Origin of the sequence: Fluviicoccus keumensis, assembly GCF_004217445.1 — a bacterium.
Taxonomy (GTDB): domain Bacteria; phylum Pseudomonadota; class Gammaproteobacteria; order Pseudomonadales; family Moraxellaceae; genus Fluviicoccus; species Fluviicoccus keumensis.
This window is the reverse complement of the sequence record NZ_SHKX01000012.1, coordinates 426,873-446,584: the sequence shown is the minus strand read 5'-3', so window position 1 is coordinate 446,584 and position 19,712 is coordinate 426,873. Positions and strand designations below refer to the sequence as shown.

The following is a 19,712-nucleotide window of genomic DNA, read 5'->3' as shown; positions in this document are numbered from 1 at the left end:
GTCGGGAATCATGAGTATCGAATTACCGGGTTACAAGATCGTTCGGGAACTGGGCAAAGGCGGGATGGCGACAGTCTATCTGGCCGTGCAGGTTTCCTTTGGACGCGAGGTCGCCCTCAAGGTCATGGCGCCGCACCTGGCCGCCGAGACGGGGTTTCCCGAGCGTTTCAACAGCGAGGCCCGCATGGTGGCCGCGCTGTCGCATCCGCACATTGTGACGGTTTACGATGTGGGTTCGCACAACAACTATCATTATCTGGCCATGGAGTACCATACCGGGGGCGACCTCAGCTCCCGTATCTCCAGCGGCGGCCTGACTCCCTATGAAGCCCTGCGCATTACCAAGCAGCTGGCGGATGCCTTGGGCATGGCCCACTCCAAGGGCGTGGTTCACCGCGACATCAAACCTGATAATGTCCTGTTCCGCGCCCATAACGACGACGCGATCCTGACCGACTTCGGCATTGCCCGCGATATGCAGGCGGAAAGCAATCTGACCCAGATCGGTTCCACGGTCGGCACGCCCAAATACATGAGCCCTGAGCAGGCGCGCGGTTTGAAAGTGGATGGACGCGCAGACCTCTACAGTCTCGGAATCATGCTTTACGAAATGCTGACCGGCAAGCCGCCGTTCAGCGCCAGCGACTCCATTTCGCTGGCCATCAAGCATTGCCAGGAGCCGGTGCCGCCGCTGCAAGGCGACCTGTCGCGTTACCAGCCCCTGATCGACAAATTGTTGGCCAAGGACGTCAAGAACCGTTTCCAGAACGGGGATGACGTCATGCGCGCCATCGACAATGTCCTCAAGCCGGCCGCCCAGCGTCCGGTGGCGGCCGCTCCGGCGGCCACTCCGGCCCAAAAGCCGATTGATCGCGCGGCCGCCGGGTTAACCCTGACTCTGGGCGTTCCATCCGCCCTGGAATCGCTCGCGCCTCCCACCGAAGCCGAGAAAAAGCCGTACGAGCCTTTCTTCAAGGTTTCCGAGGATATGGGAGGGAACTTTTTCTTCCGCAAATATACCTATCACCTAGCTTTTTCGTGCGATGACTATGATGAGTTCAAGGAAAAGCGCGAACGCATGCATCGCAAGCTGAAGGACTGGATGGAAAGCCGCGGCAAGAAGGCCGCCGAGCTGCATGTCTCCATTCAGGCCCACCCCTGGATTCATGCCCGGATCTGGGAGGTGCTGACCGATGACCAGCCTTACGACAGCCCGTTCGGCATGCTGCTGGAACAGGCAACCGTGACGTTGCATGTTTACGATGAACTTGAACCCGCCGGCAAGAAGATGCTGCTCCGGAACAAGGGCAAGAAGGTTCCTGCGGAAGAGTCCGTGATCACCTGAGCCTGGAAAACGGCTGTTTTGAACCGCGTCATGCTGTCTGTCCATGATTTGAACTGTATCTCCTGAGGTTGGCACGCCACTTGCTTGGATGGCTGCATAACCCAGGAGAGCAGGGCGATGCTACGAGTCCTTTTAGTCAACGATACCCCCAAGCAAGTCGGCCGTTTACGGACGGCGTTGGTGCTGGCCGGTTGCGAAGTGGTGGAAGAAGTTACGTCCGCCCTGATGATCCCCCGCCGCGTTTCCGACCTGAAAGCCGATGTCGTGATCATTGATACCGAGTCTCCCAGCCGTGATGTGCTGGAGCAAATCTGTGTCGTCACCCAAGACGAACCCCGGCCCATCGTGATGGTCAGCGAAGACAAACAGCCCGCCGCCATCAAGGCCGCCATCAAGGCCGGCGTCTCGGCTTATGTGGTGGAAGACATTGACCAGCACAGGCTTGGCGCGGTGCTGGAGGTAGCGCAAGCCCGTTTTGAGCAGGATCAGGCGCTGTTGTCGCAGATCCGCGAAGCCGAAATGAAACTGAGCGAACGCAAGACTGTGGAACGCGCCAAGGGCATCCTGATGCAATTGCGGGAGATGAATGAAGGTGAGGCTTACCACGCCATGCGCAAAATGGCGATGGACCGCAATATCCGCATTATTGATGTCGCCCAGAAATTATTGGCCATGAATGAATTACTGGCCTGAACGCTTGCACCATCACGCAACCGCCTTCGGGCGGTTTTTTTATGCCCGCCGCTCGCCGCACCACAACGGCTCCGATTGCTCACACTTCGCACCGTGCATGCACTGAATCGGGGTGCGCCCGGGCGGCAAACCCGTAAGCGATCAATATTTGAACAAACATGGCTCCCATTCACGTTCTGTGGCCTCTGTCTGCGCGGATAAAACAGCGATTTGAACCGCAATCGACCGTCATCGGCTGAAACATCGGCACAAGACCCGAAATTAGGGGCGTCCATCACAGTGCCTTTCCCCATAACAGCGCAAAACAGGCACCAAAAGCGGGAATCACGGTGATTTCAAGGAAAATCCTGGTTGGCACAGGTGTTGCACTGTCTAAGGCAAGAGCAACTATTTGGCCAAAGTTGGCTTTCGCTCCGATGCCTAAACGCGTTTCCTCGGGCATCTGCAATAGGTTGGGACAATGGCGTCCTCAGGTTAGCAGCCGAGGGACGCCTTTTTTTTGCCTTTTTTCCGTGACTGACGAGGTATTTATCATGGTGCAGATTCCTGAAGACCACATGACCAACACAATTGATCCGCTGGCCGAGGTCGCCGCCGAGGGACAATCCCGCCGTGATTTCCTGAAGAAATCCGTGATGGCTGCCGGAGCCGGATTACTGGGAGGGGCTTCCATGAGTGTATCCACCACCGCTTGGGCGGCTGGCAGCGACAAACCGGAAAAGACCGAGGTCAAAATCGGTTTCATTCCATTGACCGACTGTGCGCCGATTATCGTGGCGTCGGTGCTGGGTTTCGACAAGAAGTACGGCATCAAGATCATTCCCAGCAAGGAGGCTTCCTGGGCGGGCGTACGCGACAAGATGCTGAATGGCGAGCTCGATGCCGCCCACGTGCTTTATGGTCTGGTTTACGGTGTACAGCTGGGCATCGGCGGCCCCGCCCGCGACATGGCAGTGTTGATGACGCTGAACCAGAACGGACAGGCCATTACCTTGTCGAACCAGTTGCGTGAGCAGGGCGTCGTGGATGGCAAATCGCTGAAGCGGATGATCGACAGCAACAAGCGCGAGTACACCTTCGCCCAGACCTTCCCGACCGGCACCCACGCCATGTGGCTGTATTACTGGCTGGCGGCCTACGGCATCCACCCGATGCAGGACGTCAAGACCATCGTGGTGCCGCCCCCTCAAATGGTGGCCAACATGCGTGTCGGCAACATGGACGGCTACTGTGTCGGTGAGCCCTGGGGCGCCCGGGCCATCTACGACAACATCGGCTTCACCACCGCCACCACTCAGGACATCTGGGCGGACCATCCGGAAAAAGTACTGGGTTGCACCCGGGCCTTTGTCCAGCAAAACCCGAATACCGCCCGCGCCATGCTGATGGCCGTGCTGGAAGCGGCGCGTTACATCGACGACATGAAAAACCGTTCGTCCGTGGCCAAACTGATTTCCGACAAATCCTATGTGAATGCGCCGGAACAAGTCATCGAACAGCGCTTCCTGGGTAACTATGACAACGGGGTTGGCCGCAAATGGAAGGATGAGCATCCGATGCAGTTCTTTGATGAAGGCAAGGTTAACTTCCCGTACCTGTCGGACGGTATGTGGTTCCTGACACAGCATCGCCGCTGGGGTCTGCTGAAATCGGATCCGGATTATCTGGGCGTCGCCAAGGGTATCAACCAGATCGACCTCTACAAGCAGGCCGCCGCGCAGGTTGGCGTGACGGTGCCCGCCAGCCCGATGCGCAGCAGCAAGCTGTTTGACGGCAAGGTGTGGGATGGCAGCAATCCGAAGGCATACGCCGCCGGCTTCGCCATCAAGGCCTGACCCCATTGACCGGAGGAAGTGATATGACTGCCGTTCTGAGTGAAACCGTCGTGAAAAAGCCGCCGATGTCGCGCCGCAAGCCGCTGCCGTCCATCATGATCAAACCGGCGGCCTTCGTGAAATGGGCCTTCCCGCCGATTCTGGGTCTGGCCTTGTTCATTCTGGTGTGGGCGATGGTGGCGCAGTTCCGCCATGAATTGCCCGGGCCGCTATCCACCTGGAATTCCGCCGTCGAGCTGTTTTCAGATCCGTTCTACAACAATGGCCCCAATGATCAGGGTATCGGCTGGAATATCCTGCGATCCCTGGGTCGGGTGGGACTGGGATTCGGGATGGCGGCATTGATCGGCATACCGGTCGGTTTCCTGATCGGCCGGGTCAAGTTTCTGGGCGACATGTTCGCTCCGGTGATTGCCTTGCTGCGACCGGTATCGCCGCTGGCGTGGCTGCCGATCGGCCTGCTGGTGTTCCAGGCCGCCAATCCGGCGTCCATCTGGGTCATCTTCATCTCCAGTATCTGGCCGATCATCCTCAATACTGCCGCCGGTGTCTCTCAGGTACCGCAGGACTACCTGAATGTAGCGCGGGTGCTGCGGTTGTCCGAATGGAAGGTTTTCACCAAGATCCTGTTTCCGGCTTCACTGCCGTACCTGCTGACCGGTATCCGTCTGTCCATCGGCACCGCCTGGCTGGTCATCGTGGCCGCGGAAATGTTGACCGGGGGTGTGGGCATCGGTTTCTGGGTCTGGGATGAATGGAACAACCTGAATGTCCAGCACATCATCATCGCCATCTTCGTTGTCGGCATTGTCGGTTTGCTGCTGGAACAGATGCTGATCCGGATCGCCAACCGTTTCTCGTACGACAACTGATCAGGAGTTAAATCATGAGCAAGTTCCTGAGCATTGAAAACGTGGATATGCGCTTCAATACCAAGAAAGGGGAGTTCGTGGCCCTCCAGGATATCAACCTGAGCATCCGCGAAGGGGAGTTTGTCTCGCTGATCGGTCATTCCGGTTGCGGCAAGTCGACCCTGCTGAACCTGATCGCCGGCCTGACCATGCCCAGCGAGGGCTACCTGATCTGCAACGGTCGTGAAATCGCCGGGCCCGGTCCGGAGCGGGCGGTGGTGTTCCAGAACCATTCGCTGTTGCCGTGGCTGACCTGCTTTGAGAATGTCTATCTGGCGGTGGAGCGGGTATTCGGTGACAAGGAGCAGAAAGTTCAGTTGAAGGAGCGGACACTGTCCGCCCTGAAAATGGTAGGACTGGATCATGCCGTCCACAAGCTGCCGAAGGAAATTTCCGGGGGCATGAAGCAACGGGTCGGGATTGCCAGGGCGCTGGCCATGCAACCCAAGGTGCTGTTGCTGGATGAACCTTTCGGCGCGCTCGATGCGCTGACCCGTGCCCATCTTCAGGACGAATTGCTGAAGATTGTTGCCGCGACCAAGGCGACAGTGGTGATGGTGACACACGATGTCGATGAAGCCGTCCTGCTCTCGGATCGCATCGTCATGCTGACCAATGGTCCGGCAGCGACGGTCGGCGAAATCCTGGAGGTTGACCTTCCCAAGCCCCGCGAGCGCATGTCGCTGGCTAATGACGCCCGATATCACCAACTCCGCTCGGTCGTTCTCGATTTCCTCTATCGCAAACATTTGCGACCTGCCGCCTGATCTCTCCGTTTATTAACGGCTAATTCCGATTGCATTGACTGAAGTCAGCCCCCGCCGGGGCTGGCAAGGGTAACGTTTGCCTTGAACAGGCTGATATGAGGTGTTTGTATGAATAAGTTGCTTGCTGTGTCCGTTGTGATGGCTTCGGCCTTCCCTTCACTGGTACTGGCCGACGGGCTGGATGATGTCATGACCGCCCTGAGCAGCGGCAAGACCTCCCTTGAACTGCGTCTTCGCGCCGAACGGGTGGAAGATTCCGGCAAAACCGAAACCGCCAATGCGCAAACATTGCGCACCGTTCTGGGTTACAAGACCGGCGACTATCAGGGAGTCACCGGCTTCGTCGAGTTTGAGAACATCAGTGATTTTGGTCAGGATGACTACAACGATAACGTGACTGCCGATCCGGTCCGCAAGACCTTCCCCGTCATTGCCGATGTAGCCGTTACTCAGGTCAATCAGGCTTTTCTGGAAGGCTATGGCCTGAAACTGGGCCGCCAGAAGCTGATTTTCGACAACGCCCGCTTCATCGGCGACGTTGGCTGGCGTCAGAATGATCAGACGTTTGACGCCCTCAGCTACACCAACAAGGTCTTGATTCCCGCCACCGCCTTTACACTGGCTTTCGTCAACAAGATTAACCCGATTACCGGGATGAGCCAGTCGCGTAACGTTAACGCCCCGCTGGCCAATATCCGCTACAGCAAGGTCTTCGATAATTGGGGCATCACGGCCTCGGGCTTCTACTACGCGGTGGAAGAGGAAGAAACCGTCGGAGCCATCGGCCCGGCCAACTCCTTCCAGCATAGCGGCGCCCGCGTGGAAGGCTCGGTGGGCGATGCGCTGTATGAGGTGTCCTACGCCAAGCAGGACTCATACAAGAACGGCGCAGCGACTCCGGAAGCCAACTATTCCGACCTGCAATTGGGTTACAAGTTCGGTCCGGTCACCGTCAAGGCCCAGTACGAAGTGCTGGAGCCAGGCTTCAAGACGCCCTTGGCAACCCTTCATGCCTTCAACGGCTGGGCGGACCGCTTCCTGACTACGCCGACCAAGGGACTGGAGGACACCAACCTGAAACTGCTGGCCAAATATTGGGGACTTAACTTTGTTCTGGCGGCACACAGCTTCCAATCGAACAGCGGCGGTATCGATTTCGGCAAGGAAGTGGACTTCTCGGTCATGAAGCCGGTCAACCGCAACCTGTCACTGCTGCTGAAGTACGCCGACTACCAGTCTGACAATACGGCGCTGGTGCTGGCCGGAACCGCCAAGAACACGGACCTGAAGAAAACCTGGCTGCAGGCCGCCTACAAGTTCTGACGACGGAATCGATACGATAACAAGAGATAACAACAAAAAATCATCAGCGTTGTGATTCACGGAATGCCGTCGCAAGACGGCTTTTTTGTCCGAAAAAAGCACTTCCGGATATATCGAAGCTCCACAGGCGATAGACGCAACCTGTTAGAATGGCTGCATTATTTTGATGCGAATCCATTCCGATGGGCCTATGGCGTTCGGTGTATGTCACGTTGTTCAGCCTGACACTGGGCGGATGCCAGTCCGTCGGCTACATGGCGCATCTGGGCAAAGGGCAATGGCAGATGCTTAGCCATCGTCATTCCATCGACAACGTCCTGCGTAATCCCGATACCCCCGAAATCACCGTCCGCAAGCTGGAATCCCTGCAGAATATCCGGCAATTTGCCGCCGGGTTGGGATTACCCGCCAAAGGACAGTTTGATACCTATGTCGACATCCACCGGCGCTACGCCATGTGGTCGGTACAGGCGACCCCGGAACTTTCGCTTCAGGCGCGAAGCTGGTGCTACTGGTTTGTCGGTTGCCTGAGCTTCCGCAACTACTTTGAAGAAGCTCAGGCCGATAATTTCGCCGCCGGACTCCGGCAACAGGGTTATGACACCCACATTGGCAAGGTGGCCGCGTATTCAACACTGGGTTGGTTTCGCGACTCGATCCTCAGCAGCCAGCTGGATAAAAACGAAGCCGATCTGGCCGAGCTGGTGTTTCACGAATTGGCGCACCAGGTGGTTTATGCCAAGGGCGACCCGGTTTTCAATGAAAGCTTCGCCGAGGTCGTCGCCCATGAGTCGCTGCGGCGCTTTCTGGTGGGGCGACCCACCGAGCTGCAGAGCGTCCTGTTGCGGCTTGAGCGACAGCATCGCTTTGCAGAGCTGGTGCAGGAATACCGACGCGAACTGCAACGCCTGTATGCCTCGTCACTGAGCCCTGATGAAAAGCGGGCCGGCAAGCAGCGTATTTTCAACACGCTGAAAGAGGCTTACCAACGGTTGAAGCAGGAGTCCTGGCATGGTTACAACGGCTATGACACCTGGTTTGACGGCGTCAACAACGCCCGCATGAACAGTGTTTCGGTCTACCACGACCTGGTGCCCGCGCTGGACGCCTTGCTGGCCTCGACAGGCAACGATCTTCCCGCCTTTTTTAACCGGTGTCGTGAGCTGGCCAAGCTGCCACAGTCGCAGCGTCACGCCATTCTCGGCTATTCCCACTTTCAGGTTGAACTGATTCATGATTGAGCTTGCATCCTTTGCGGAACATCGGGTGGCGCTGGCGTTTAGCGACTACCTCAAAAGCATCGGTATTTCCAACCATGTCGAAGTGGAAACGGACCGCTTCGCCGTTTTCCTGAAACACGAGCAGGATGTGGAACGGGCCCGCACCGAACTGGACGAGTTCATGGACAACCCCGAGGATAACAAGTACTGGCAGGCGTCCTGGCAAACGGGAAATGTCATCGACCGGGGGATTAACCGCGAACAGACCGGGGCCGCTGGAATCTTGCGGGGACTATGGGCGAGGGGAGGCATCCTGACGCTGGCGATCACCCTCATTTGCCTGGTTGTCTGGCTGGGCCTGCTGGCTGAGCCGGAAACCGTCTTCAACGCGCTGCAATTCCCGGATGACTGGCGCCAGATGAACGGCCAATGGTGGCGATTACTGACTCCTGTTTTCCTGCATTTCGGAATGATCCACCTGGTTTTCAACCTGATCTGGTGGTGGGATCTGGCCGGGCTGGTGGAAAGAACCCAATCGAGAATGCAGTTGCTCGGGGTTTTTCTGGTCACCGCGCTGGTCGGCAACTTCTGGCAGTTTCACGAAACCGGCCCCGGCTTTGGCGGGCTGTCCGGCGTGGTCTACGGTCTGCTGGGTTATATCTGGATTTATCCGCTGGTGAATCCGCGCATCGGTTTTCGCCTGCGCCGCGAAATTGTCATTTTCATGGTGGGCTGGCTGCTGGTGGGCTACAGCGGCATTCTGGACAATGTGCTCGGCAAGATCGCCAACTCGGCGCATACCGGCGGGCTGCTGACCGGCGTGGTATTGGGAGCACTGTTTGGCCTGTTGCACCGCACATCACGGCCGCCGGAGTAGCTCAGGCGGTTTTTTCTGGTATGATACCGCCGCTTTGCGGGTGTGGCGAAATTGGTAGACGCACCAGATTTAGGTTCTGGCGGGGAGACCCGTGTAGGTTCAAGTCCTATCACCCGCACCAATCCTTATTAAAAACAGTAAGTTATAGTTGAAAGCTCAACTATTCTGTCATGTTTTCACTGCTGTCCCCGGATTGCAGATGCGCTTCCAGCGCCTGCTTGACCGCTTCGATCCGCGCCTTGCACACCTGATAGGCGCGCGCAGACTCTTCTACCAGCGGCACCAGACTGTCGATATCGAGATCCTTCTCTTCGCGCAAGCGTTCGGCATTACGCTGCAGAATCAGAAAGTTGTCGTTGAAACCGGGTGCGGTCTTGGCCTTGCTCATGAAGTTCTCCGGGCGTCGATATGCCCATCCTGCATTTGTATTGAAAAGGCGGCTCCCGGCGGAAGCTCCGCCTGATGGGTCAGTACACGATCGCCGCTGCGCACGATGCCGTAACCTCGTTTCAGGGTTTTCTCCGGCCCCAAAGCCAGGATGACCTGCATCAGGTGCTCGCAGGACGTTACGGCCTCACGCAGCCGCAGCGCCGACCGCTCGCCAATCGCCGACCATTGCTGCTCAAGACCGGTCTGTGACGCCTCCGCATGCCGGATACCGGCATCGCGACAGGATTGCATCAGGTGATCCAGCCGATCCTGACGACGCGCCAGCAACATCCCCGCCGCATGACGGATTTCCCGGTAATCCTGCTGCACCCGCTGTTCCCGGGCCATCAACAGATGGCCTGCGCGTGTGGAGATATCTTCCAGCCAATGACGACTGTCCTGTTCCACCAGTCGCATCCGGCGTTCGGCCAATTCCCGGATTTCGCGCATGGCAGCTTCCGCTTGCCCCACGGCATCGTGGATGGTTGTCAGGATCAACTGCGCCACCTTGGAAGGGGTATCGCATCGGCGGGCGGCGACCTCATCCAGAATGGTATTATCCGGCTCGTGGCCGATTCCGGTAATTACCGGCAGGGGACAACGGCATACCTGCCTTGCCAGGTCTTCATCATTGAGCCAGAACAGATCCGCCGCCGACCCGCCGCCGCGAATGATCACCAGCGCATCCACGGGATCGCGCTCATGCAGGCTGACCGCCCTGGCAATCGCCTGGACAATCGCCGGTGGGGCTGATGCCCCCTGAAAGGCGGTCTCATAGTAGGTGAAGCGGCAGATGCCCAGCCTGGCCAGCCGATCGGCTTCGGCGCGGAAATCCCCCAGACTGGCGGCCCCGGACGGACTGATGATTGCCAGATGGAGAAAATCCATCGGGAGGGGCAGGCGCTTGTTCAGCAGATAGACACCCTCAGCTTTCAAGGTGTCCCGGATGCGATTGAGCTTGGCCGCCATGTCACCCAGAGTATAGGCGCTGTCGATGCCCAGAATGTCCAGCTTCAGTCCGTAGCGGGGATTGAAGCGCGGCTGCACCGACAACAACAGCTTGATACCTTCGGCCAGTTCAACGCCGGTTTCCTGGCGAAATCGCTGAATCACGTGGCTGTTGCCTTTCCACAAAGTCCCGGATGTTGATGCCACCACGCTGCCCGTGGCGTCATGCTCCACCAGTTCCAGGAACCAGTGCCCCTGACTGACCTTGATCTGGTTGATCTCGGCGCGAACCCATACCGGTTGGGGAAATACCGCCTCAACCGTACCCTGGATCAGTAGCATGAAATCCAGCAGGCTGAGCCCCTTGGCGTCGTCGGCCGATTCAACCCGATACCCTGACTGCGGTTCGGCAATATGCCGGGTTGTTACAGGCTCGGCGCTGGCTGCGTATTTTCCCGAGGGCATCCAGCGCTTGAACGGCGACAGATCCTCCGCCTGGACAAACCATTTGCGCTCCATCGGGTCCCAGCGCGCGCCAAGAGCCTTGGCCTGGTCTTTTTCGGGGAAGGGAACCTGAAGGTAGGTACGCTGGGCAGCCATGACTCGCGGCAATCAATGACAAAGGATTGAATGGGGTTATACCGCCTGCGTACCCACCGACGCAACGGCGCTTGCCCTATTCACGCCTTGTTTTGGAAAAGATCGGGCTGCTCGGCCGCCATGCGTGTAGCGCGCACAAAGTCACGCTCGTAAAAGGCATCTGCCAGGCTGTAGAGGTGCTGCTGAATATCAGAAGGGCGATAGCCGGGTAGCAAGCGGAAACCGCAGTTCTCCAGCGTCAGGTTGCGGCGTTCGGCCAGCCGCAGCAAGTTATAGATGTTGTGCCAGATGTTACCGGAGCGGTAGGGCAGTCGGTGAAACAAGACCGCATTATCGATGGCATGCGGATCGTCGACCTGGACATATTGAGGCACAATGCGGGAAACCAGCTGTTCCAGCCGCTGCCAGACCACCGATTTTTCGTCATCGTCGTAACGGTTCCAGTCGATGATTTCATGGACAAAGCGCAAGCAACCCCGGCAAACCGTGTCACCGAAGACCGTGGAACATTGCCCGATACAGGGGGTGTTGTAGCGCCGCGCTTCCTTCATGGGGAGAGTCTTTCAGAGAAATGCCAACACACCTTAACCGGCATCCCCGGCGACCGGGAGGCGACAGGGACGCTACAGTCCATCAGACATTCCGCGGCGCGTGGAACAGCAGATAAAGCTCGGTCAGGATTTCCGGAATCTGCCGCACCAGCTGCATCATCAACTTGGGTTGACGACGCATCTGTTCCAGCTCGGGATCTTCCATCAGTCCGCTGACGACTACCATCGGCAGGGTCAGTTCCGCTACCAGATCTTCATCACGGGCATACCAGGATTCTTCCTGACTGAAGATGGCCTCCATGAAACCGACACACCAGTCCGTCAGCTCGTTGCCTTCACGGGTGGAGGAAAACTGCAGGTCGCAAGGCAGGGTCAGATTCTGTTCATGATAAAGACAGGCATGCATGCTTTTTTGCCATGCCTTCAAGTCTTCAACCAATTCTGCGGGAACCTGACCTTCAAACAACTCGCTCAGCCACTCATCCGCCTCGCGTTTCGGTCCGACGGTTACCGCCGCCAGAAAACCATGCGTGCCGCAAAAATCCAGACCATGCTCATTGCTGTCACCATCCAGATAATCCGCCAGACGATCGAGAGTGCTGTCTGGCAAGGCATAAAGTTCGTGCATGTGGCGGTCTCCCCCAAGAAAAAAGCCCCTGCAAGAGGGGCTTTTCATTATGCCGGATTTCAGACGAAAGGCGGCAGGTTTTTACGGGTGCGGTTGGCGGAGAACGCGGATTCCAGCCATTTCTTGACGCGCTGGGCATCGCCGATGCGGGTGTATTTGCCCCAGGAATCCATCAGCACCATGACAACCGGCTGGGACTTGATGCGGGCCTGCATCACGAGGCAGCGACCGGCTTCGTTAATATAGCCGGTCTTGGAAACGGCGATATCCCACTCATCACTCTTCACCAGCGAGTTCGTATTACGGAACTGCTGAACCTGGCCGCGAATCGCCACAGCATGCTCAGCCGTGGTGGTGAAGCGGTGGATCAGCGGATAATGGGTAGCCGCCTGCACCATTTTCACCAGATCGCTGGGGGAGGCCACGTTTGAGCTGTTCAGGCCGGAACTGTCCAGGAAACGGGCGTTCTCCATGCCGATCGCCTTGGCCTTGCGATTCATCGCGGCCACGGCAGCCGGCGTACCGCCCGGATAAGAACGGGCGAGGGCGGAGGCCGCACGGTTCTCGGAGGACATCAGCGCCAGCAGCAGCAATTCAGCCCGGGACAGCACGGTACCCACCGCCAGACGCGAGGATGTGTTGCGCAGGTGATCCACGTCAGCATCGCTAATCGTGATCGGCTCATCCAGCGGCAGCTTGGCGTCCAGCACCACCATGGCGGTCATCAGCTTGGTGATGGAGGCAATGGGCATGGTGCGGTTGGTATTCTTGGCATAAAGAATCTGACCGTTTTCCGCATTCATGATCAGTGCGGCGCGCGACTCCAGATTCAGCGGGATGCGGGCATCATTGGCCTGGGCGATTTGCGGGGCCGCGACAACGGCGGGAGCCAGCACATTACCGGCTGTCGCCACCGCTTGAACCGGAATACGGTTTCCGGAAGCACGAGCCGCGCGCGCCGGCTTGCCGGTCCGGGAAATGCGTGCCAGCTTCTCGCGGTTGCGCTCCTTGCGGGCGAGTTCGCGATCTTCCTTCGTCCGGGGCTTGGATGCCGCAACCCTGTGCGGCTTGGCGGGAGCCTGAGCCACCTGCTTGCGGTCGACATGGGATTTGGAAACAACCGCTTTCTTGCCGGCAGTCTTGTCTTTATGGACTACCCCGGCAGACTGCTTGCGGTTTTTGTTCTTGTCATGATGATCACCGGCCTGGGCGGAAACTGACAGGGAAACAGCCAGAGCGCCGGTTATCAGGGCTTGCCACAGGGTAGAACGTGCTTTCATTTTCTTAGCACCTTTAAAATACAAAAGAGTCCCGATCGGAACTCCGTCCACGGGAATAGTCATAATATCTGCTGCACGATGGTGCATCCTTAACACCAAGCATGTACCACTTTTGTGATTATGCAAAGAGTGTGACAGGTCAAAACAAGATTTTGTAACAAACTTCCTGACAAACGGTTGCGATTGCCGCAGGATCAAATTCCTGCTAGTAATCTGTACAAATTAAAGCGCTGCAGGATGCACCTTACTTTTTTGCGTTCGAATTCATTTATGATACGCAAAGTCCAGTTTTTTGCCGTGACATAACGCACATTTTTCAACCACTCCGGGGTAGAGACTTGATCAAGGTTCTCGTCGTAGACGATCACGACCTGGTTCGCATGGGAATCACCCGCATGCTGGACGATGTTCGTGACATTACGGTTGTAGGCGAAGCCGGAAGCGGCGAAGACGCCCTGACCAAGGTTCGCGAACTGAAACCCGATGTGGTGCTCATGGATATTCAGATGCCCGGCATCGGCGGATTGGAAGCAACCCGCAAACTACTGACGAATTATCCCAACATACGCATTCTCGCGGTAACCGTGTGCGATGAAGAACCGCTGCCATCCCTGCTGATGAAGGCAGGCGCTTCGGGATATGTCACCAAGGGCACAGCGCTTCCCGACATGGTTTCAGCCATCCGCAGCGTGGCTGCCGGACAGAATTACCTGAGCCCAGAAATTGCGCAGGAAATCGCCATCAATTCGCTGCAAAGCACCGGATCGCCTTTTGCCACCCTGTCGGAGCGCGAACTGCAGGTGGTGATCATGATCATTAATTGCCACAGCAATCAGGAAATAGCCGACAGCCTGTTTGTCAGCCCGAAAACCATCAGCACCTACCGTACCCGTATTTATGAAAAACTGCGGATCGACAGCGATGTGAAGCTGACCCTCATGGCGCTGCGGCACGGCCTCCTTCAGAACGATAAATAAGCGCATGTTGTTCCCGGCCCGAATCATCCGCCATGTCTGATTTCCCTGAACGCATCTCCGCCATTCTGGCGACCTTGCCGCATAAACCGGGCGTTTACCGCATGCTAGGAGCCGATGCGGAAATCCTCTACGTCGGCAAGGCCAAATCACTCAAATCACGGGTCTCGTCCTATTTCAACAAAAACATAACCCACCCCAAAACCCGGGCGCTGGTTTCCCGCATAGCCGATATCGAGCTGACGATAACGTCGTCAGAAATCGAGGCGCTGCTGCTTGAACAAACCCTGATCAAGACCCACAAGCCGCCTTACAATATCCTGCTCAGGGATGACAAATCCTATCCCTACATATTCCTGTCCGCGGATTCGCCGTATCCGCGGTTGGGTTGGCGGCGCGGGCGCCATGAAAAAGGCGGGCGGGTATTCGGTCCATATCCGGGCGCCAAGGCGGTATATGAAACACTCGAACTGCTTCAGCGGGTTTTCATGGTGCGTCAATGCGATGAGAATACCTTCCGGAACCGCGACCGTCCTTGCCTGCAATACCAGATCAAGCGTTGCCGGGCGCCGTGCGTCAAACTGGTCAGCCCTGAAGCCTATGCGGAAGATGTCATTAATACCGTGCGTTTTCTGGAAGGCCGGAACACTGAACTGCAGCAACGCCTGATTGAACGCATGGAAAACGCCTCCAGCGAGTGGCAGTTCGAACAGGCCGCTCTGTTTCGCGACCAGCTGTCGGCCTTGAAACAGATTCAGGCGCGCCAGGCCGTATATTGCGAACAAGGCGAGGCCGATATTTTCGCGCTGGCGCAGCAGGCCGGCGGACTGGCGGTCTCTGTCATGTTTGTTCGCGGCGGTCGTGTGCTGGGCACCAAGAGCTATTTTCCCGACTCTGTCGAAGAAGAGGCCGCCATTGTTCTTGCGGATTTCATCGCCGGCTTCTACTGCCAGCAGGAACGCGACCTGCCCGAGGAAATCCTGACCGACCGCGATCTGGGCGGGGAAGGGGATGTCATTGTCGCTGCCTTGCAGCAGCAATATGGCAAGCGTATCCAGGTACGCCACCGCGTACGCGAAACCCGGGCAGCCTGGCTGGATCTGGCGCACCTGAATGCGGAAGAAGCCCTGAAAGCACGATTGGCCAACCGCTTGCATCTGTCCGCCCGCATGGCGGCCTTGCAGGACGCACTGGACTTGGAAACGCCTCCCGCACGCATGGAGTGTTTCGATATCAGCCACTCACAGGGTGAAGCCATGGTAGCGTCGTGCGTTGTCTTTGACAGCGAGGGCCCCCGCAAGCGGGATTACCGTCAATATCTGATCAAGGACATTACCCCGGGCGATGACTACGCGGCCATGGAACAGGCCTTGACCCGGCGTTTTTCGCGCAAGGCCGATGACGCAGTCCTGCCTGACATTCTGTTTATCGACGGAGGCAAGGGCCAACTGGCCCAGGCAATCCGGGTCCTCGATTTGCTGGATATCGACTCGGTGTTGCTGGTGGGCGTGGCCAAGGGGGAAGGGCGCAAGCCGGGACTGGAAACACTTCATTTCGCCGACGACCGCGACCCCCTGCAATTGCCGGCGGATCACCCGGGACTGCATGTCATCCAGCACATCCGTGATGAAGCCCACCGTTTCGCGATTACACGCCACCGGGCCAAGCGGGACAAGAAGCGACGCGAGTCGCCGCTGGAATCCATCCCCGGACTCGGCCCGAAGCGCCGCCGCGACCTGCTGAATCATTTCGGCGGACTTCAGGAACTGGAAAAAGCCGGCATCAGTGACATTCAGGCGGTGCCCGGCATCGGATTGGCACTGGCCGAAACGATTTACGCTGCATTACACTAACCGTCCAACCTGGATGGCGGAGAACAGACTTGCCAGCCCCGACCCTGTGGAACGTCCCCAACATCCTTACCCTGATGCGGGTCGCCCTGATTCCTGTACTGGTGCTGCTGGCTTACTGGCCGGTCCCGTTCGAGCTGCAAAACATGCTGGTGGCCGGTGTTTTCCTTGTCGCCGCCATCACCGACTGGTTTGACGGCTATCTGGCCCGCGCCTGGAACCAGACCTCCGCCTTCGGCCGCTTCCTCGATCCAGTTGCCGACAAACTGATGGTGGCTGCTGCGTTAGTCATTCTGGTGCAATGGCATCCGCATGTGCTGATGGTAATCGCCGCCGTCGTCATCATTTCCCGCGAAATCACCATTTCCGCGCTGCGCGAGTGGATGGCGGAAATCGGCAAGCGCGCTAATGTGGCCGTTTCGTCAATCGGCAAATGGAAAACCACCGCGCAGATGGCGTCCATCACCGTGCTGCTGATGCGCGTAAGCGCCTTCGACTATATCGGTTACGGACTGATGTTCATTGCCGTGGCGCTGACCCTGTGGTCGATGATTATCTATCTGCGCGCCGCTTGGCCAGATTTAAAGCAATCAACGTAAACCACTATTGACGAAGAGAAAAAACCGTCTAGAATAGGCGGCCTGATGACGCGGGAATAGCTCAGTTGGTAGAGCACGACCTTGCCAAGGTCGGGGTCGCGAGTTCGAGTCTCGTTTCCCGCTCCAGATTTTCCGAAAGCCGACTTTAACAAGTCGGCTTTTTGCTTTTATGCATTGTTGTAGTCGCGGCGCGGGAGGCACACGGTTTGTCTTGTCTTTCCCGCTGGCCTGCGGCTACCATTATCGCTTTTCGTGATAGTGGAGAATCGGCATGATTACCGGCAGTCTTGTGGCGCTTGTCACTCCCATGCAGCCCGATGGCTCGATTGACTGGCCCGCACTGAAATCGCTGGTGGAGTGGCACATTGCCGAAGGTACGCACGCCATTGTCGCGGTTGGCACTACCGGCGAATCCGCGACCCTGGATGTAGCCGAGCACTGCTCCGTGATTCGTTCAGTGGTCGAAACTGCCAGCGGCCGCATCCCCGTCATCGCCGGCACCGGCGCCAACTCCACCCGCGAAGCGATTGAACTGACCCAGGCCGCCAAGGATGCCGGTGCGGACGCCTGCCTGCTTGTCACCCCTTATTACAACAAGCCGACCCAGGAAGGACTGTATCGCCACTATCGCGCCATTGCCGAAGCGGTGAATACTCCCCAGATCCTCTACAATGTTCCCGGCCGTACCGGGGTCGATATGACCAACGCTACTGTGGCGCGTTTGGCGGGCACGCCCAATATCGTCGGCATCAAGGACGCCACCGGCAATCTGGAGCGGGGCAAGGAACTGATCGCTCTGGTCGGCAGCCGCATGGCCGTTTATTCCGGTGATGACGCCACCGCGTGGGAACTGATCCTGTTGGGTGCTCGCGGCAATATCTCGGTCACCGCCAACGTCGCTCCCAAGCTGATGAGCGCCATCTGCGAAGCCGCTCTGGACGGGAATGCCGATCTGGCTCGCCAGTTGAACGAGCGCCTGACGGGACTGCACCAGAACCTGTTCATCGAATCCAATCCGATTCCGGTGAAGTGGGCCTTGCAGCAAATGGGCCGGATTCCTTCCGGCATACGCTTGCCGTTGACCTGGCTTTCCGAAGATTCGCAGCCCATCGTCCGCGCCGCATTGCAACAGGCGGGTCTGGTTTGATGCCGCGCCTCCTTATTGGCCTGGCGGCGGCCGCAGGCGTGCTGCTTACCGGATGCAGCCTGATGCCGGAACACTCTCTGGACTACCGGCAAGCCCGTAATCTGGCCCCGTTGGTTTTGCCGGAAGGTGCAACGGCCCGAAATATCCAACCGCTGTATGCGATACCTGATCTACCGCCTGCCCGCGCGACTGTCGCCCTCACTGAAGGCAATGGCCGAAAGCAGAAATTCCTGATTCCGGCCCCTGCGGACATGCCTGCTTCGGACAACGAGCCTACCGCTGGCGGTCAACCGACCGTCACCGTCGCCAAGCCCCGGCTGGCCAGTGATGGCAACGGCGCGCCGATCCTTCAGGTGGACGGTAATGCCGAGCAGGTCTGGGATAATTTGGGCAAAGCGCTGGAAAACAGCAAAGTCCGCGTGGATGACCGTAACCGCTCACTGGGCGTTTACTTCATCAAGCTGCAGGCACAGGACAAATCGCCCGACCTGCAACTGAAAATGAGTCGGACCGAAGGCACGATGGTGCTTTTCCTGCAAATCAATGAAGACACGGTTGCCGATGCTGAAACAGCCAGGCAACTGTTCTCCCGGCTTCTGGAGAGCTGGCCCGGATAAGGGCTGCTCCCGAGCGCAACCTTCCTGACTGAGACCGTCATCATGGAAAAAAGAGAACTGCTTTACACCGGCAAGGCCAAATCCGTCTTCGCCACCGATAATCCTGATTACCTTGTACTGGTTTTCCGTGACGACACTTCCGCGTTTGACGGCAAGAAAGTCGAGCAACTGGCGCGCAAGGGCCGCGTCAACAATATCTTCAACGCCTTCATCATGGGCAAGCTGGCGGAAGCCGGGATTACTTCCCACTTCGAGCGCCTGCTGTCGCCGACTGAAGTGCTGGTAAAGCGCATGACCATGATTCCGGTGGAATGCGTGGTGCGTAATTTCGCGGCAGGCAGCTTGGTTCGCCGCCTGGGCGTTACCGAGGGTCTGGAACTGAATCCGCCCACGTTCGAGCTGTTCCTGAAGAACGATGCGCTGGGTGACCCGATGGTCAACGAATCCCATGTCAAGTCCTTCGGCTGGGCTACCGAGGCGCAGCTGGCGCGGATGAAGGAACTGTCCTTCCAGGTCAATGACGTGCTGAAGGGGCTGTTTGCTTCCGGCAACATGCTGTTGGTCGATTTCAAGCTGGAGTTCGGCCTGTTCCACGGTGAAGTGGTGCTGGGTGATGAATTCTCTCCGGACGGCTGCCGTCTCTGGGACAAGGACACCCGCAAGAAGCTGGACAAGGATCGCTTCCGTCAGGGGCTGGGCGATGTGGTTGAGGCTTATGAGGAAGTCGGCCATCGCCTCGGTATCAACTTCGACGCCTGAGATCGTACAAGCCTTGAGCTAACCCGCTTTCAGGGCTTGAACGGCCGCATCAAAACGGGTATCGTGCGCGCTTCCGGAGAGGTGGCAGAGCGGTTGAATGTACCTGACTCGAAATCAGGCGTAGGCGCAAGTCTACCGAGGGTTCGAATCCCTCCCTCTCCGCCAGATTGATAAAAAAGCCCATGATAATTCATGGGCTTTTTTATGCCTCTAATTCCTACCCACAAAACAACCCACAAAGCCAGCAACCCGCCTATTTTTTGCCGTGCGTGCCAACGTCTTCATCCTGATCGACAACATCCGTTATCATAACGAAAGTTATTCTATAATCATCCTGAACCATTAAGCTACGGACCAAA

19 protein-coding genes and 3 tRNA genes are annotated in these 19,712 nt (G+C 57.7%); 17 read left to right on the top strand and 5 right to left on the bottom strand.

The features are described from left to right. The first annotated feature begins 10 nt into the window (after nt 1-10). The 9 genes from EV700_RS10260 to EV700_RS10220 all read left to right on the top strand — a co-directional run bounded on the left by EV700_RS10260 (nt 11) and on the right by EV700_RS10220 (nt 9,092). Nucleotides 11-1,345, top strand: coding sequence for a serine/threonine protein kinase (locus EV700_RS10260; RefSeq protein ID WP_130413383.1), 1,335 nt, complete (start codon nt 11-13; stop codon nt 1,343-1,345). 117 nt (nt 1,346-1,462) lie between these two features. Continuing rightward, nucleotides 1,463-2,038 (top strand): ANTAR domain-containing response regulator, encoded by a 576-nt coding sequence (locus EV700_RS10255; protein ID WP_130413381.1) that lies wholly within the window; start codon nt 1,463-1,465, stop codon nt 2,036-2,038. A gap of 557 nt (nt 2,039-2,595) precedes the next feature. Beyond that, nucleotides 2,596-3,873 carry a CmpA/NrtA family ABC transporter substrate-binding protein gene (locus tag EV700_RS10250; protein ID WP_130413379.1) on the top strand — a complete coding sequence of 426 codons (1,278 nt, stop codon included), beginning with the start codon at nt 2,596-2,598 and terminating at the stop codon, nt 3,871-3,873. A 23-nt stretch (nt 3,874-3,896) separates the two neighbouring features. Further along, nucleotides 3,897-4,745 (top strand): nitrate ABC transporter permease, encoded by an 849-nt coding sequence (gene ntrB, locus EV700_RS10245; protein ID WP_130413377.1) that lies wholly within the window; start codon nt 3,897-3,899, stop codon nt 4,743-4,745. Between the two features lie 14 nt (nt 4,746-4,759). Continuing rightward, nucleotides 4,760-5,551 (top strand): ABC transporter ATP-binding protein, encoded by a 792-nt coding sequence (locus EV700_RS10240; protein WP_130413375.1) that lies wholly within the window; start codon nt 4,760-4,762, stop codon nt 5,549-5,551. 108 nt (nt 5,552-5,659) lie between these two features. Beyond that, nucleotides 5,660-6,874: an alginate export family protein gene (locus EV700_RS10235; RefSeq protein WP_130413373.1), complete on the top strand. Its 1,215-nt coding sequence runs from the start codon at nt 5,660-5,662 to the stop codon at nt 6,872-6,874. A 182-nt stretch (nt 6,875-7,056) separates the two neighbouring features. Next, on the top strand, nt 7,057-8,115 hold the full coding sequence (locus EV700_RS10230) for an aminopeptidase (protein WP_130413371.1): 1,059 nt from the start codon (nt 7,057-7,059) through the stop codon (nt 8,113-8,115). Continuing rightward, nucleotides 8,108-8,971 (top strand): rhomboid family intramembrane serine protease GlpG, encoded by an 864-nt coding sequence (gene glpG, locus EV700_RS10225; RefSeq protein WP_130413369.1) that lies wholly within the window; start codon nt 8,108-8,110, stop codon nt 8,969-8,971. Before EV700_RS10230 ends, glpG begins: the two co-directional genes overlap by 8 nt. A gap of 36 nt (nt 8,972-9,007) precedes the next feature. Then, nucleotides 9,008-9,092, top strand: a tRNA-Leu gene (locus tag EV700_RS10220). Between the two features lie 39 nt (nt 9,093-9,131). Here EV700_RS10220 and xseB read toward each other — a convergent pair. From xseB to pbpG, 5 genes are all read right to left on the bottom strand, one after another. Next, the gene (gene xseB, locus EV700_RS10215) at nt 9,132-9,359 is read right to left on the bottom strand and encodes an exodeoxyribonuclease VII small subunit (RefSeq protein WP_130413367.1); all 228 of its coding nucleotides are present in this window, start codon (nt 9,357-9,359) and stop codon (nt 9,132-9,134) included. Next, nucleotides 9,356-10,948: an exodeoxyribonuclease VII large subunit gene (gene xseA, locus EV700_RS10210; RefSeq protein WP_130413365.1), complete on the bottom strand. Its 1,593-nt coding sequence runs from the start codon at nt 10,946-10,948 to the stop codon at nt 9,356-9,358. Before xseA ends, xseB begins: the two co-directional genes overlap by 4 nt. An 80-nt stretch (nt 10,949-11,028) precedes the next feature. Then, a complete protein-coding gene (locus EV700_RS10205) occupies nt 11,029-11,499 on the bottom strand; it encodes a DUF1289 domain-containing protein (protein ID WP_130413363.1) in 471 nt (156 codons plus the stop codon). An 82-nt stretch (nt 11,500-11,581) separates the two neighbouring features. Then, on the bottom strand, nt 11,582-12,127 hold the full coding sequence (locus EV700_RS10200; RefSeq protein ID WP_165391419.1) for a YecA/YgfB family protein: 546 nt from the start codon (nt 12,125-12,127) through the stop codon (nt 11,582-11,584). 59 nt (nt 12,128-12,186) lie between these two features. Next, on the bottom strand, nt 12,187-13,407 hold the full coding sequence (gene pbpG / locus EV700_RS10195) for a D-alanyl-D-alanine endopeptidase (RefSeq protein ID WP_130413359.1): 1,221 nt from the start codon (nt 13,405-13,407) through the stop codon (nt 12,187-12,189). A 338-nt stretch (nt 13,408-13,745) separates the two neighbouring features. Between pbpG and EV700_RS10190 the strand changes: the two genes are divergently transcribed. The 8 genes from EV700_RS10190 (at nt 13,746) to EV700_RS10155 (ending at nt 19,518) form a co-directional block, all read left to right on the top strand. Continuing rightward, a complete protein-coding gene (locus EV700_RS10190) occupies nt 13,746-14,384 on the top strand; it encodes a response regulator (protein WP_130413357.1) in 639 nt (212 codons plus the stop codon). 32 nt (nt 14,385-14,416) lie between these two features. Beyond that, nucleotides 14,417-16,234, top strand: coding sequence for an excinuclease ABC subunit UvrC (uvrC, locus tag EV700_RS10185; protein WP_130413355.1), 1,818 nt, complete (start codon nt 14,417-14,419; stop codon nt 16,232-16,234). A gap of 29 nt (nt 16,235-16,263) precedes the next feature. Next, on the top strand, nt 16,264-16,830 hold the full coding sequence (gene pgsA / locus EV700_RS10180; RefSeq protein ID WP_278044907.1) for a CDP-diacylglycerol--glycerol-3-phosphate 3-phosphatidyltransferase: 567 nt from the start codon (nt 16,264-16,266) through the stop codon (nt 16,828-16,830). A 50-nt stretch (nt 16,831-16,880) separates the two neighbouring features. Beyond that, a tRNA-Gly gene (locus tag EV700_RS10175) sits at nt 16,881-16,956 on the top strand. A 145-nt stretch (nt 16,957-17,101) separates the two neighbouring features. Beyond that, entirely contained in the window at nt 17,102-17,977 is an 876-nt protein-coding gene (dapA, locus tag EV700_RS10170) for a 4-hydroxy-tetrahydrodipicolinate synthase (RefSeq protein WP_130413353.1), read from the top strand. Next, the gene (gene bamC, locus EV700_RS10165) at nt 17,977-18,594 is read left to right on the top strand and encodes an outer membrane protein assembly factor BamC (RefSeq protein WP_130413351.1); all 618 of its coding nucleotides are present in this window, start codon (nt 17,977-17,979) and stop codon (nt 18,592-18,594) included. The genes dapA and bamC overlap by 1 nt, the downstream gene beginning before the upstream one ends. Nucleotides 18,595-18,636: 42 nt before the next feature. Further along, nucleotides 18,637-19,353 carry a phosphoribosylaminoimidazolesuccinocarboxamide synthase gene (purC, locus tag EV700_RS10160; protein WP_130413350.1) on the top strand — a complete coding sequence of 239 codons (717 nt, stop codon included), beginning with the start codon at nt 18,637-18,639 and terminating at the stop codon, nt 19,351-19,353. A gap of 75 nt (nt 19,354-19,428) precedes the next feature. Then, nucleotides 19,429-19,518 (top strand) — tRNA-Ser (locus EV700_RS10155). Nucleotides 19,519-19,712 lie beyond the last annotated feature (194 nt).